Below are 14,648 nucleotides of genomic sequence, written 5' to 3'. Positions count from 1 at the left end.
TCCCTGGGTCAGATCCGGCCGGGTACTTCGGGTCCCGCGACGGCCGCCAGGCTCGCGAGGACGCGCTCCTGGACCACCCTGGCGAGGTCGCTCACATGACGGTGTTCGAACAGGTCCCTCGGGGAGATCTCGACGCCGAACGCGGCGCGCATCCGGACGGCCAGCCGGATCGCGTTGATCGAGTCGCCGCCGAGGTCGAAGAAGCTGTCGCGGGTCCCCACCCGGGGCACGGCGAGGACCTCGCCCCAGATCCGGCAGAGCGCCTTCTCGGTCGGTCCTTCCGGGGCGACGTACGTCCCCTCGTCGGGGCGCAGGTCCGCCGCGGGCAGCGCGGCCCGGTCGAGCTTGCCGTTGCGGTTGACCGGCAGCACCGTCAGGAACACCACGGCGGCCGGGACCATGTACGCGGGCACGTGCCGGGCGACATGGGCGCGCAGCTCCTCCGCGGCCGGGACGCCGGCGCGCGGCACCACGTACGCGACGAGCCGCTTGCCTGCCTCGTCGCTGCGGACGACGACCGCGGCCTCGGCGACCGCCTCGTGCCGCAGCAGGACGTTCTCGACCTCGCGCGGCTCCACCCGGAAGCCGCGGATCTTGACCTGGTCGTCCGCGCGGCCGGCGAACTCCAGGGTGCCGTCCTGGTTCCAGCGGACCAGGTCGCCGGTGCGGTAGAGCCGGGCGCCCGGCGCGCCGAACGGGTCGGCCACGAACCGCTCGGCGGTCAGGCCGGGGCGCCCGATGTAGCCGCGGCCGACGCCTTCGCCGCCCAGGTAGAGCTCGGCCGTGACGCCGGGGGGCACGGGGCGCAGCCGGTCGTCGAGGACGTGGACGCTGGTGTTGGGGAGCGGTCGGCCGATCGGGACGTTGTCGTACCGGACTCCGGGCTCCACCTCGAAGAGCGTGGCGGCGACGGCGCATTCGCTGGGGCCGTAGCCGTTGAGGAGGCGGCGTCCCGGCGACCAGGTGGCTGCGAGGTCCGGGGTGAGGACCTCGCCCCCGCAGAGGATGGATTCGAGCTGCGGCAGCGCCTCCGGGTCGAGCACCGGCAGCACGGTCGGCGGTCCGGTGACCGCGCCGGCGTCGGCCTCGCGGAGCTGCTCGATGAGTTCGGCGCCGCTGTACGTGCCCGTGGTCACCGGGGCGACGAGCGTGCCGCCGCCCACGAGCGTGCTCAGCAGGACGAGCGAGGCGGCGTCGAAGCTCATCGGGGCGAGCTGGTAGACGCGGCTGCCGGGGCGCACGTGCAGCGGGACGACCGCTTCGACGGTGTTGACCATGGACCGGTGCTCGACCATGGCGCCCTTCGGCTTCCCCGTCGAGCCCGAGGTGTAGACGGTGAACAGCAGGTCGCGCGGACTGCCGTGGTCGGCGGGTGCGGTCGCCGGCCGGGCTTCGATGGCGGGCCAGTCCCCGTCGAGCAGCACCAGCGGGGTCGTGGCGCCCGCGAAGACGTCGAGGTGGCGGCTGTGGGTGAGCACCACCGCGGGGCGGGCCTCGTCGAGGATCGCGGCGGTGCGCGCGGCCGGGTAGTCGGGGTCGATCGGCACGTACGCGCCACCGGCCTTGAGCGTGCCGAGGACGCCGACGACCAGGTCGGGGCCGCGTTCGACGGAGATCCCGACGATGGTGTCCGGGCCGATGCCGAGGTCGACCAGGTGGTGGGCGAGCCGGTTGGCGCGCTCCTCGACCTCGGCGTAGGTGAGCCGGGTCCCGCCGCGCTCGATCGCGACGGTGTCCGGGCACCGGGCGGCCCGTTCGGCGATGAGATGGTGCATCCGCCGCTCGATGGAGTACGCGGAGGGCCCGCCCACGCCCCATGTGCCGAGGACGAGCTTCCGCTCGGCGTCGGTGAGCACGGTCACGTCGCCGACGCCGGCCGCGGTGCCGGCGGCCAGCCCGTCCAGGACCGTGATGAGCCGCTCGGCGAGCCGCTCCACGGTGGCCGCCTCGAATATCTGCTCGTCGTAGAGCAGCCGCATGACGAGCTTCTCGTCCGGGAAGACGCTCAGCGCCAGGGGGTGGTTGGTGGCGAACTCGACGTCGAACGCGCGGATCGCGGACCGGTCGAACGGGTAGTTCTGGAAGACCACGGCGGTGTGGAACAGCGCCTCTCCGGGCGCCACGTCGGCGAAGGACTGCACGCGGTTGAGCGGTGCGTGCCCGAACTCCCGTGCCGTGGCCAGCTCGCGCTGGAGCCGCTCCAGCCAGGGCAGGGTCCGCTCGTCGTCGTCCGCCAGGATCCGGACGGGGTGGGTGTTGATCATCATGCCGACCATCGACTCGACCCCGGGCAGCTCCGCCGGCCGCACCGCGGTGCTCGTGCCGAAGCAGATGTCCCGCTCACCGCTGAGGCGCGCGAGGAGGATCGCCCAGGCCCCCTGGACCAGGGTGTTGGCGGTGAGCCCGGTGCGCCGCGCGTACGCGGAGACCCGCGCGGCCGTCTCCGCCGGGACCGTCACCCCCACCGACCGTCTGGCCACGGGCCGGTGGCCCTCGGGCGGCTGCCGGTCGCCGGGCACGCTCACCGGGCTGGTGAACCCGGCCATCCGCTCGCGCCAGTAGGCGTCGGCGGCGTCCAGGTCCTGCCCGGCGAGCCAGGTCACGTACTCCTGGAACGGCGGTCGCGTCCGCACCGGCTCGCCCCGGTAGGCGTCGAGCACGTCCCGCAGCAGCTCCGCGGAGCTCCAGCCGTCGGTGACCACGTGGTGCATCGTCCAGACGAGCTGGACGGAGTCCGGGCCGAGCCGCGCGAGGGTGACCCGGCTGAGCGGCGCCCGGGTGAGGTCGATGCCGGCGGCGCGGTCCTCGTCGAGCAACTCCCGCAGTAGCGCGGGGTGTTCGGACTCGGGAAGGGCACTCCAGTCGAGCTGGGTCACCGGCAGTACGACCGCGTCCGCGACGACCTGCGCGGGCTCCTCCACATCGGCCCAGCGGAGCGCGGTACGCAGCACCGCGTGCCGCTCCGTGGCCTCCTGCCAGGCCCGGCCGAGCCGCTCGGGGTCGGTGACCTCGCCGAGCCGGACGACGAACTGGATCAGGTGGAGCGACGGGTCGTCGAGCATGAGGGCGTCGAAGAGCATGCCGCTCTGCATGGGCGTCAGGGGGTACTCGGACGCCTGCGCCGCACCGGGCGCCGCACCGGGGTCCTCGTCGAGCCGCCGCGCCACACCGGCGAGCGCCTCGACCGTCGGGTGGGCGAAGACGTCGGCCGTGCGCACCGCGAGCCCCTTGGCCCGGGCCCGCGCGACGATCTTCATGGTCAGCACGGAGTCGCCGCCGAGGGCGAAGAAGTCGTCCCTGGTGCCGACCTGTTCGACACCGAGGGCCTCGGCCCAGATCGCGGCGAGCGTGCGCTCGGTGTCCGTCGTCGGTGCGCGGTACGCCTCGGCGTCGTCGGCCGGGGGCTCGGGCAGCGCGGCCCGGTCGACCTTGCCGTTGGCGTTGACCGGCAGCCGGTCGGTCCAGACGACACGCGACGGCACCATGTAGCCGGGCAGCCGCTCGGCCAGCCGGTCGAGCAGGGCGCGCTCGGCGAGCGGGCTCGGCCCCGTGGGGTAGGCGACGACGGTGCGGGTCGGCCCGTTCTCCCGTACGACCGCGACGGCGTCGGTGACCCCGGCGCAGTCGCGCAACGCGGCCTCGATCTCGCCGAGTTCGATCCGGAAGCCGCGGATCTTGACCTGGTGGTCGGTGCGGCCGAGGAACTCGACGAGCCCCTCCTCGGTCAGCCGCACCCGGTCTCCGGTGCGGTAGAGGCGGCCGCCGGGCGTGACCGGGTCGGCCACGAACCGCTCGGCGGTCAGGGCGGGGCGCCCGAAGTAGCCCCGGCCGGTGCCGTCGCCCGCCAGGTACAGCTCGCCGATCACGCCCGCGCCGACGGGCCGCAGCCGCTCGTCGAGCACGTGCGCCTCGGTGTCGTCGAGGGCCGTGCCGATCAGCGAGGACCGGGTGGGGGGCGCGTCGGAGGTCATGCGGTATCCGGTGGCGAAGACCGTGCACTCGGTCGGACCGTACACGTTGACGAAGGTGGTGTCCGGGCAGGCGGCCCGTGCCCGGTCGAGGGCGGTGGCGGAGGGGGTCTCGCCGCCGGTCCACACCTCGCGCAGGCCGGCGAAGCAGTCGGGCCGCTCCTCGGCGAGGAGCCGGAACAGCGCGGCGGTCAGGAAGACCCCGTCGACGCCGTGCTCGGCGACGAGCCCGGCGAGGCCGGGCGCGGTCAACTCCGCGGGGCCGATGACGACGCGGCCTCCGTTGAGGAGCGGCAGCCAGATCTCGTACGTGGAGGCGTCGAAGGCGAGCGGCGCGTTGAAGAGCGTGCACCGGGCGAAGGCGGCCCGCAGGTGGGGTTCCTCGGCCAGCGCCGTGATGTTCCGGTGGGTGATGGCCACGCCCTTGGGCCGGCCGGTCGAGCCCGAGGTGTGGATGAGGTAGGCGAGTTGCTCCTCGTCGACGCGCACGCGCGGGGCGTCGGGACGCCTCCGGGTGTCCGCGCCGTCCAGGACGAGCACCGGCGGGCCGGCGCTCGCCGCCCGGTCCGCGGTCGTCGGGTCGGCGAGCAGGACGGCCGCGCCGGTCTCGGCGAGGAGCAGGCGGATCCGGTCGTCGGGGTAGCTCTCGTGCAGCGGCACGTACACCCCGCCCGCCTTGAGCACCGCGAGCAGCGCGACGACGGTCTCCGCCGAGTGGCCCGAGCGGCCGGTCAGCACGCCGACCCTCGACTCGGCGGTCACCCCGGCGTCGGCCAGCCGGTGGGCCAGGTGGTTGGCACGCTCGTCCAGGTCGGCGTAGCTGAGGGTCAGGCCGCCGTCGACGACGGCGGGCGCCTCGGGGGCCTGCCGGGCGTGGGCGGCGACGAGGTGGTGGACGGCCCGGTTCTCCGGGGCGGCCGGTGCGTGGTCAAAGACTCGGGACATGCTCGACCCTCCACGGGAGACACGCGGGGCGCGCGGATCTGTCGACGGTCGAGCTTGGCCCGCGGAGGCGTACCGGCTCCACGTTCTTGAGCGGTGAGGAAACTGCCCGCTCGGGCCGGGCGCCGCCGGAGGAACGCGCCCACCGACGGGCGGGTCCGGCAAGGCGTACGCGCCCACCGACGGGCGGGTCCGGCAAGGGGTACGCGCCCACCGACGGGCGGGCCGCGCAAGGGGAACGCGCCCACCGACAGGCGGGCCGCGCAAGGGGAGCGCGCCCACCGACGGACGGGCCGCGCGGGTGGGCGCGTACGCGGATGAGGCGTGGCCGGAGCCACGCCTCATCTGCGACGACCCTCCTGAGAGAGCCCCGGGTCACTCCGTCCGTGCGATGGCGTCCACGGCCGGCGGGCGCAGGGCGAGCCTGGCCGGCAGCATCACGGCGGGCCAGGCGATGGCGGCGGCCGCGAGCACGATGCCGAGGTACATCAGGGGCGGGACGGTGGGGAACACCGAGTGGCGGATCGCGTAGCTCATGCCGATCAGCGAGGGCAGCGCGGCGATCGTGCCGACGACGACGGCGGAGAGCACGATGATGCCCGCCTCCTTGCGCATCATCGTCCGCACCTGGCCGGTGCGGGTGCCGACGAGGCGGAGCAGGGCGAATTCGCGGCGCCGTGAGATGGTCGCCATGACCAGGGTGTTGACGACGGCGATGGCGAGGTAGCCGAGCAGCACGGCGTTGAGCACGAGGCTGATCCCGCCGCCCCCGCCGTCGGTGGGTGCCGCGGTGACCGCCCCGGCGTCGCGCACGCTCAGCGTCGGGTAGGCCTTCAGCGCCGCGTTCAGGTCGGTGCCCGGCTCGGCGTTCACCATCAGCCACTGGTCGAGGTGGTCGCTGGTGTGGGCGATGACCAGCTCGTGGGGCAGGGTGACGTCACCGAAGCCGAGCCCGTTCTCGTAGACCGCGACGACCTCGGCCTTCTGCACGGTGCCGTCGCCGAGGTGCACGTCGACGCGGTCGCCGACGTCGGCGCCGACCGTGCCGGCGACGAGCCGGCTGAGCGCGACCGTGGTTCCGGTGAGCCGGTCCAGGTCGCCGCGGAGCACGTCCAGGTTCATGGTCTCCGGCACGGCGGCGGGGTCGACGCCCTGCGCGTTGGAGATCCGGTACTGGATGCTGTCGCCGTCGGGCCAGGTGAGGATCGTCGAGGTCCTGGCGACCGGGCCGACGGTGCGGACGCCGGGGACGCGGCGCAGCTCCTCGGTCAGGCCGGGCGAGATGCCCGCGCTGTCGGAGGTCACCACATGGTCGGCGATCACCCCCTCGACGGCCTGGTCGTGCGCGGTGGCGGCGAGCGTCGTTCCGCTGAAGAGCTGCGCGGCCGCCATGGTGACGCCCATGATCAGCGGAGTGGTCGCGGAGCTCAGCCGGCGCGCCCTGGCGCGGGAGTTGGCGATGGCGAGGAAGCGGGTGACGTCGCCCGGGCGGCGGGCGAGCAGCGCCGCGACGCCGCCGAAGAGCTTCGGCCCGAGCAGGCCGACGGCGATCACCAGGACCAGGGCGGAGCTGGCGGCGCCCTCGATGGCGGCCTCGCCGGGCAGCACGATCGGCAGCACGATCGCGACGGCCAGACCGGCGGGCACGAGGAGCACGCCGAGCGAGAGCCGGAACCAGCCGAGCTTCTTCGGCTCCACGGCCACGTCGCCGAGCGCCTCGACGGCGCTGACCTTGGCGGCGCGCCGGGCCGCGAGCCAGCCGCCGATCCGGGCCGCGAGGACGCAGATCAGCAGGGCGAACAGCACCGGAGTCGGGGTGATCACCAGGGAGAACCCGGGCGGCAGCGCGCCGGCCGCCGTGAACACCGAGTGCAGCAGCATGGCGAGCAGAATGCCGGGGATCGCGCCGAGCACGGCGCCGATGCCGCCGACGAGCACGGCCTCGCCGCCGATCATGCGCAGCACCTGACGGGGCGTGGCGCCGACGGCCCGCAGCAGGGCGAGTTCGCGGCGGCGCTGCTGCACCGACAGGGCCAGGGTGCCGGCGACCACGATGATCACAAGCAGGATCATGGTGGCGCCGAAGGCGCTGGCCACCTCGATGACGAACGACCGCATCTGTCCGACGTCGAGCGTCTCGACGTCGCTGCGGTCGTCCCCGGTGTACGTGACCGCGCCGGGCACGGCCTTCTCGATCCGGTCGGCGAGTTCGCCCGGGTCGGTCCCCTTGGCCGCGACGACGCCGACCGCGTCGACCTTGCCGGGCGTGCCGTACAGCTGGGCCGCCCGGTCGTCGGTGAAGAAGACGGCGGACTGCCGGTCGAAGGAGACGGCGGGCTGGGCGACGCCACTGACGCGGTACGTCCCCGGTTCCGATCCGATCACCAGGGTGACCGTGTCCCCCGGTGCCGCCCCGGCGCGCCGGGCGAGGTCGCTGTCGAGGACGACGTCCTCGGCGGCGCGCGGCTCGCTGCCCGCGCGCAGGGTGAACGGCGCGAGGACCGAGGCGGACCAGCCGTGTCCGTAGACGGGCGGGCCGCCCAGCACGGAGCCGTTCCGCAGGACGGTCGTACGGACGCTGATGTCACCGACGGCGGACTCGACGCCCGGGACGGCGGCGACCTTCCCGACGGTGTCGGCGGGCAGCCTGACCCGTTCGGAGAGCCGCGGGTCGGTGTCCCCCTCGACGGACATGGCCTGGTAGCCGCCGACGACCACGGCCGCCCGGTGGTACCGCTCGGCCGGGACACCCGAGCTGACACCGGTCTCCAGGAGCACACCGCAGGCGCTGATCACGGCGGAGCCGACCCCGACGGCGATGAGCACCGCCGCGAACCCGCCCTTGCGGCCGCGGATGGTGCTCCAGGCCAGGGAGAGGTTCTGGCGCGAGAGCGTGCGGATCTTCCGCTTGGCCTTGGCCGCCTTCTTCGCCGCCTTCTCGGCCGCTTTCGCGGCCGCCTTGTCGGCCTTCCTGGCAGCCTTCCCGGGCTTCCCGGGCTTCCCGTTCCTCTCCGGCGCCGGCGGGTCGACCTGCTCGGCCGCGCTGCCGCGGCTCACCAGTCACCCAGCCGGGTCATCCGGTCGGCCACCTGCTCGGGCGTCGGCCGGGCGAGTTCGCCGGCGAGACGGCCGTCGGCGAGGAAGGTCACCGAGTCCGCGTGCGAGGCGGCGACCGGGTCGTGGGTCACCATCACCACGGTCTGTCCGGTCCGGTCGACCACTCCGCGTAGCAGCTGCAGGACCTGTTTGCCCGTACGGGTGTCGAGCGCGCCGGTCGGCTCGTCGGCGAAGATCACGTCCGGTCCTGTGATGAGGGCCCGGGCGATGGCCACGCGCTGCCGCTGACCGCCGGAGAGCTGTCCGGGGTAGCGGTCGCCCATGTCGTCGAGGCCGACGTTCGCCAGCTCCGCGCGCACCCGGTCGGTGGGGACCGGGGCGCCGGCGAGACGGAACGGCAGGCCCACGTTGTCGGCGACGGTGAGCGAGTCGAGCAGGTTGTACGCCTGGAAGACGAACCCGACGCGTTCCCTGCGGAGTTCGGTGAGCTGTTCCTCGTTCAGGCCGGTCAGGTGGGTGTCACCGAGGGTCACACCACCCTGCGAGGGTTTGTCGAGCCCGGCCGCGCAGTGCAGGAACGTGCTCTTGCCCGAGCCGGACGGACCCATGATCGCGACGAACGTGCCACGGGCGACGCCCATCGACACGCCGTTCAAGGCGGTGACGGCGTTACGGCCGGAACCGTAGATTTTCGTCACGGATTCCAATAAGAGAGCATACCCGCCAGTCACTGCACACCCTTTCCCGTTTTACCGGGACGGTATCGTTCGGCGGCTTCCCCGATCAACCCGATGCGACGGAAAAGCGATTTCGGGCCGCGTTCGAACACCTACGAATACCGTCCGACCTGCGACGTCGCCTTTCGGAACGAGGCACTCCGACCGGCCGCACGGCTGGAATTCGACGTCCGTCACCCGGCCGGATCCTGACGTTCACCGCCCGTCCCACCAGCGGCCACCACCTGGTGAACTACCGCGCCGGCAGCGGTGAACCGGCCGATACCCGCGCCCTTGCGGGCGTGCCGACCGGACAGCGCCCCCGACCTCGGCGTTTCACTCTGCGGGCAACAAGATGGCCGATCCCGCGCGCCGACCGAAATACTTCTCGACGTCCCGCCGGATTCTTACCGCCGGGTAAAGGGTGAACCACACCCCGAGGTATCAGCGGTGGCGTCGACGATTCACCGCGCCGGAAAAGCCTGACAATTCCCTTGCATCGATGGGCAGCGAAAACAATGATTCCTGCGAATCTGGAACGCGCCGTCTACGGAATGTACGCCACCCACGCCCTGCGCGTCGCGGACAGGCACGGCGTCTTCGCGCATCTGACACGGCACAGCGGCGACAGCGCCCCGACGATCGCGGCGGCCCTGGCCGTGGACGAGGACACCCTCGAACGGCTCCTGCTCGTACTGGCCTCCTTCGGCGTCCTCGACGCCGAGGGCGGGCGGTACGCGCTCGCGGCCGGCGTGCGGCCCTACGTCGACCGCGACGACCCCCACTGTCTGATGGGCTTCGTCGACCACCTGGTCGACGACACCGCCGGGCAGTTCGGGCGGCTCGGCGGCTATCTGCGGGCGGGCAAGGCGGAGACCGACCGGGACAGGCCGGCTCCGTTCGACTCCCTGTACCGCGACGACGAGTCGGTGGGCCGCTTCCTGGACGCGATGTGGAGCCTCAGCCACCACGTCTCGCACGAGCTCGCCGCCCTCGCCGACCTCGGCGACCGCCGGCAGCTGATCGACGTGGGCGGGGCGAGCGGACCCTTCTCCGTCGCCGCCCTGCGCGCCTTCCCCGATCTGCGCGCCACCGTGTTCGACCTGCCCCAGGTCGGCCCCCACCTGGCCGCACGGGCCACCGAGCAGAAGCTGAGCGACCGGCTCGACTTCGCGGCCGGCGACTTCTTCCGCGACCCGCTGCCGCCCGGCGACTGCCACGCCTTCGGCTACATCCTCTCCGACTGGGACGACGAGACCTGCGTGGCGCTGCTGCGCAAGGCCCACGAGGCCGGCCTCCCCGGCGGCCGGGTCCTCATCATGGAGCGGCTCTTCGACGACGACCGCGGCGGCCCGCTCGCCACCTCCGTCATGAACCTCTCCATGCACGTCGAGACCGAGGGCCGGCACCGCTCCGCGGGCGAGTACCTGGAACTGCTGCGCCGGGCGGGCTTCGCGGACGGCACGGTCCGGCGCTCCAGCGGCGACAAGCACCTGATCATCGGCGAGCGGCGGGCCGAGAGCGGGTCGGGGCGATGAACGCCGTACGCTTCGCCGGCCCGACCCGGACGCGGGAACTGCCCGCGGTCTGCGCCGAGTTGGCCGACCGGCTGCACACGACCGCGCTCGCCGAACTGCCCGAGGACGAGATCCGCCGGCTGTCCGACCGCTACGACGCGGCCGTGGCCGGTGCCGACACCGACGAGAACGAGATCCTGCGACTGCTGACCCGGCCGTTCAGCCTGCGCCTCGACACCCCCGAGTACTACCGCTACACCGGAATGCACGTCACCGGCTGGTACCTCGCCCGTCGGGAGGACCCGTACGAGGCGAGTCTGCTCCTCGTGCACGCCCTCGTGACGGACCTGATCGCGCTGGAGGAACGCGAGGCCGGGCTGCACGAGACGACGGTCGAGGAGGGCGCCGAACGCGTCCGCCGGCTGCGGGCCGTCCTCGACCACCTCGGCGGGTTCCCGCTCGGCCCCGACCGCACCATGGCGAGCGCCGAGTCGGTCCGGCTCGCCGGCCACGACGACGTGCTCGTCCGCGACCTGCTCGTGGTCAACCGCTGTTCGGGGTTCCGCCGTTCGGACAAGCACGACGAGCACATGTTCATGCGCTCGGTGCAGGCCTGCGAGGTCGCCTTCTTCCTCGTGCGCTGGACCGCGCGCCGCGCGACCGAGGCCGTCGGCCGCGCCCCCGCCGAGTACGCGCTGCGGATACGCCAGTTCGCGTCGGCGGCCGAACTCCTGAACGTCGTCTTCCACGCGCTGCGGACGCTGACCCCTGAGCTGTTCATGGGCTTCCGGGACGCGACCGGGAGCGCGAGCGCCGTCCAGTCGCTCAACTACCACCTGATGGAACTGGTGGTGTACGGCTACGACGAGCGCAAGAGCGAGACCTACGGGCGCTTCGCGCACCTGGCCCCGGTCAACAGCCCCCGGCTGCGCCGGTTCACCTCCCTGCGGGACGCCGCGGCCGACTCCGCGGACGCCGACGTCCGCGAGGCGTTCGCCGCGAGCGAGGCTCCGCTGCACGTCTGGCGCGGCCGGCACTACGGATTCGGCCGCCGCTACCTGCCGGAGATGACGGGGTCAGGCGGCACCGAGGGCGCCGGCTATCTCAAACGCTTTGTCGGAAAAGCCGGATTGCCTTCCGGCGACTCCATCGACGACACGGAGCAATTGCTCACCCGGTTCGCCTTCTGCTGACGGAGGTCACACCAATTCCTATCCCGGCGCCCGGGCGCCGGTGAGTCCCGGCATCCGCCGTGGCTCCAAGCACGCTACGCCCGACACTCCTTGAGAGGTGCTTGTGAACAGAATTCCGCAGTCGGTCTCCGCTGAGAACCTGACCCAGTTCGAGACCCTCGCACTGGCCAGTTCGATGAATCTCGCCGACGGACACGCCCGCCAGCAACTCACCGCCCCCCAGGCCAAGATCATCGCCGAGCTGCCCAGTCTCTGGGACGAGGCCGTCCTCCGTCCGGTGGACGAGATCGAACGGGAGGCCGCCGACGCGTTCTTCGGCATGCTCGGCCAGCACACCCACCCGTTCGCCGAAGGCCGCACGCTCAGCTGCTACTCGTCCTCGCTGGCCATGGAGATCCTGGCCCGCTCGCTGGTCACCAGCTCCGACGCGGTGGCCCTGATCCACCCCACCTTCGACAACATCCCCGACATCCTGCGCGGCGTCGGCCTGCGGCTCGTACCCGTCGAGGAGGAGCAGGCCCACGACGACGACCTGCCGGCCGAGCTGCTCGAACAGGTCGGCTGCGTCTTCATCACCACCCCGAACAACCCCACCGGCCGGGTGATGACCGAGGCGCGCCTGCGCAGGCTCGCCGAGCAGTGCGCCGAGCACGACGTGGTGCTGGCCCTGGACACCTGCTTCCGCGGCTTCGACCCGACCGCGCAGTTCGACCACTACGCCGTGCTCGACGCGAGCGGCTGCCGCTGGGTGGTCATCGAGGACACCGGCAAGCTGTGGCCCACCCTCGAACTCAAGATCGGCTGGCTGGTCCGCTCGGCCAACATCGGTCTGCCGATCGAGAAGATCCACTCGGACATCCTGCTCGGCACCTCGCCGCTGATCATGCTGATGGTGAAGCGGTTCTCCGAGGACGGCGCGGACGGCGGCCTCGCCGAGCTGCAGCGCACGATCGCCGACCACCGGGCCCTCGTACGGTCCGCGTTCGACGGCGTGCCCGACATCCACTTCGTCGACGAGCACGCCCGGGTCAGCGTCGAACGGCTGCACGTCGGCTCCCGCCTCGGCATGGACGTCTGGTCGGCGGTCAGCTCGCAGAACCTGTACGTGCTGCCCTGCCAGAAGTTCCACTGGGCCAGGCCGCACGAGGGCGAGCGGATGCTGCGCCTGGCCCTGTCCCGCAACCCCTCCACCCTGCTCGCGGGCGCGCGCGTGCTGCGCTCGGCCCTGCTGGACATCCAGGGACCGCAGGGCTGATGCTCCGACCGGCCACGACCGCCGCGCCGCTCCCGCACGCCCGTTGGTGGCGTGCGGGGGTGGTGCAGGCGGTCTCCCCGCCCGGCGTCGTCGACCTGGGGCCCGGCTATCTCGAACCGGAGCTGCTTGCCGTGGACGACGTGCTCCCGCTGTACCGGGAGGCGCTCTCCGAGTACGGCCCCGCGGCGCTCAGTTACGGCGCCAACGCCGGGCCCGAGCCGCTGCGCGCCCTGCTCGCGGCCCGGCACGGCTGCGCGCCCGACGAGATCATGGTCACCGCCGGCACCTCGCAGGCGCTGACCCTGTTGTGCACCGTCCTCGGCCGGCCCGGCGCCTCGGTCGTGGTCGAGAGCACCTGCTACGACCTGGCCCGGGCCATCATGACCGACCACGGGCTGCGGCTGCGCGAGGCTGCGGCCGACGGTGAGGGCGTACGCCCCGAGGCCCTGGACCGCTCGCTGTCGGCGGGCGAGGACGTGGCGTTCGTGTACCTGACCCCCACCTTCCACAACCCGACCGGCACCGTCGCGGGCGAAGCACGCCGCCGGGAGCTGCTCGCCGTCGCCGCCCGGCACGGCGTACCGATCGTGGAGGACGACGCGTACGGGGAGTTGGGCCTGGATCCGGTGACGCCGCCGCCCCCGCTCGCCGCGCTCGCCGGGCGACGCGGGGTGATCCGGCTCGGCTCCTTCGCCAAGACGCTCGGCCCCGGTCTGCGGCTCGGCTGGCTGGAGGCCGAACCGGAGCTGGTCCGGACACTGACCGGCCGCGGCCAGCTGGTCAGCGGCGGCGGGCTCAACCATCTGACCTCGCTGGCCGTCTCCGGGCTCCTCGGGGACGGCCGCTACGACCGGCGCCTGGCGTGGCTGCGTGAGCGGCTCGGGCCCCGGCGCGACGCGCTCGTGGCCGCCCTGCGGGCTGGCCTCGGGGACGAGGTGACCGTCGCAGACCCGCCCGGCGGCTTCTTCGTCTGGCTGACCTTCGGCCCCGGCCGTGACGAGGCGGCGCTGCTCGCCGCGGCCGACCGGGCGGGCGTCGCGGTCGCGCCGGGCTCCCGCTTCGGCGGCGCGCCCGGCACCCATCTCCGGCTCGCGTACAGCTTCAACCCGCCCGACCGTCTGGCGGAGGCCGCCGCGCGGCTCGCCACCGCCTGGAGAAACGAGGACCTCCTGCCATGACCGATTCCGCTTCCGTCGTCAACGGCCCGCACGGCTACAGCCTTCCGCTCTCCCCCTCGGGCACCTCCGCCACGCTGACTCCCCCGCCGTGGCACTTCGCCGGCGAGGTCGTCATGGTCGACTACCACGTGGACCCGGCGGCCGCGGCGCGCTTCCTGCCGCCCGAGCTCGACCTCGGCGCCGACCCCGGGCAGGCCGCCGCCGTCTTCGCGCGCTGGCAGTGGTGCTCGGAGTCGGGCGCCGAGCTGGCCGACCCGGGTGCCAGCCAGTTCCACGAGTTCCTGATCCTGCTCGGCTGCGAGTACCGCGGCCGGCGCCTGGCCCGCTGCCCGTACGCCTGGGTCGACCAGCCCGTACCGCTGCTGCGCGGCTGGGTGCAGGGCATGCCGAAGCAGTTCGGCGACGTGCGCCAGACCTGGCCGATGCGCGTCGGCAAGGCGGGGCCCCTGGACTCCGCCGCCGGCACCTACCACGGCACCGCCTCGACGGGCGGCCGGCGGATCGTCGAGGCCTCGGTGAACGTGACCGCCAAGGCGGCCGAGCCGCCCCTGCTGCACACGGTGCCGCTGGTGCACAGCCGGGTCCAGCCGCAGTGGCTCCCGGACGAGAAGCCCCCGGTCGAGCTGGTGACCTCGACCGTCACCGGTGTCGAGTTCTCCGAGGTGTGGTCGGGCGACGCCCACCTGGAGCTGTTCGACGCGCTCGACGCGGACTTCGCCTCGCTGCGGCCGGTCTCGGTCGAGCGCGGCCATGTCTTCGGCTACGCCGAGACGCTCGTCTCGGGCGCCCCCCTCACCTGACCCCCTCCCTCCCCCTCCCCAG

General features: G+C 73.2%; 8 protein-coding genes. 5 read left to right on the top strand and 3 right to left on the bottom strand.

Going from position 1 to position 14,648, the window contains the following annotated elements:
- Positions 1 to 8: 8 nt before the first annotated feature.
- The 3 genes from AB0E14_RS22945 to AB0E14_RS22935 form a co-directional block, all read right to left on the bottom strand.
- Positions 9 to 4,913: an amino acid adenylation domain-containing protein gene (locus tag AB0E14_RS22945; RefSeq protein WP_362421059.1), complete on the bottom strand. Its 4,905-nt coding sequence runs from the start codon at positions 4,911 to 4,913 to the stop codon at positions 9 to 11.
- 372 nt (positions 4,914 to 5,285) lie between these two features.
- Positions 5,286 to 7,967, bottom strand: a complete 2,682-nt coding sequence (locus tag AB0E14_RS22940) for an FtsX-like permease family protein (protein WP_362421056.1) — start codon at positions 7,965 to 7,967, stop codon at positions 5,286 to 5,288.
- Positions 7,964 to 8,674, bottom strand: coding sequence for an ABC transporter ATP-binding protein (locus AB0E14_RS22935; RefSeq protein WP_362421053.1), 711 nt, complete (start codon positions 8,672 to 8,674; stop codon positions 7,964 to 7,966). Before AB0E14_RS22935 ends, AB0E14_RS22940 begins: the two co-directional genes overlap by 4 nt.
- 527 nt (positions 8,675 to 9,201) lie before the next feature.
- Between AB0E14_RS22935 and AB0E14_RS22930 the strand changes: the two genes are divergently transcribed.
- From AB0E14_RS22930 to mppR, 5 genes are all read left to right on the top strand, one after another.
- Positions 9,202 to 10,221, top strand: coding sequence for a methyltransferase (locus AB0E14_RS22930; RefSeq protein WP_362421050.1), 1,020 nt, complete (start codon positions 9,202 to 9,204; stop codon positions 10,219 to 10,221).
- Entirely contained in the window at positions 10,218 to 11,393 is a 1,176-nt protein-coding gene (locus AB0E14_RS22925; protein WP_362421047.1) for a tryptophan 2,3-dioxygenase family protein, read from the top strand. Before AB0E14_RS22930 ends, AB0E14_RS22925 begins: the two co-directional genes overlap by 4 nt.
- Before the next feature lie 103 nt (positions 11,394 to 11,496).
- Positions 11,497 to 12,648, top strand: a complete 1,152-nt coding sequence (gene mppP / locus AB0E14_RS22920) for an enduracididine biosynthesis enzyme MppP (RefSeq protein WP_362421045.1) — start codon at positions 11,497 to 11,499, stop codon at positions 12,646 to 12,648.
- Positions 12,648 to 13,826 (top strand): aminotransferase class I/II-fold pyridoxal phosphate-dependent enzyme, encoded by a 1,179-nt coding sequence (locus tag AB0E14_RS22915; protein WP_362421043.1) that lies wholly within the window; start codon positions 12,648 to 12,650, stop codon positions 13,824 to 13,826. The genes mppP and AB0E14_RS22915 overlap by 1 nt, the downstream gene beginning before the upstream one ends.
- Entirely contained in the window at positions 13,823 to 14,626 is an 804-nt protein-coding gene (gene mppR / locus AB0E14_RS22910) for an enduracididine biosynthesis enzyme MppR (RefSeq protein ID WP_362421041.1), read from the top strand. The genes AB0E14_RS22915 and mppR overlap by 4 nt, the downstream gene beginning before the upstream one ends.
- Positions 14,627 to 14,648 lie beyond the last annotated feature (22 nt).

This window comes from Streptomyces sp. NPDC047981 (assembly GCF_040653315.1).
Taxonomy (GTDB): Bacteria; Actinomycetota; Actinomycetes; order Streptomycetales; family Streptomycetaceae; genus Streptomyces.
The sequence above is the reverse complement of the archived record's forward strand: the minus strand, read 5'-3'. Positions and strand labels throughout refer to the sequence as shown.

Coding starts and splice junctions, on each gene's coding strand:
- AB0E14_RS22915 (WP_362421043.1), top strand. CDS start 12,648: ATGCTCCGACCGGCCACGACCGCCGCGCCGCTCCCGCACGCCCGTTGG.
- AB0E14_RS22925 (WP_362421047.1), top strand. CDS start 10,218: ATGAACGCCGTACGCTTCGCCGGCCCGACCCGGACGCGGGAACTGCCC.
- mppR (WP_362421041.1), top strand. CDS start 13,823: ATGACCGATTCCGCTTCCGTCGTCAACGGCCCGCACGGCTACAGCCTT.
- AB0E14_RS22930 (WP_362421050.1), top strand. CDS start 9,202: ATGATTCCTGCGAATCTGGAACGCGCCGTCTACGGAATGTACGCCACC.
- AB0E14_RS22945 (WP_362421059.1), bottom strand. CDS start 4,913: ATGTCCCGAGTCTTTGACCACGCACCGGCCGCCCCGGAGAACCGGGCC.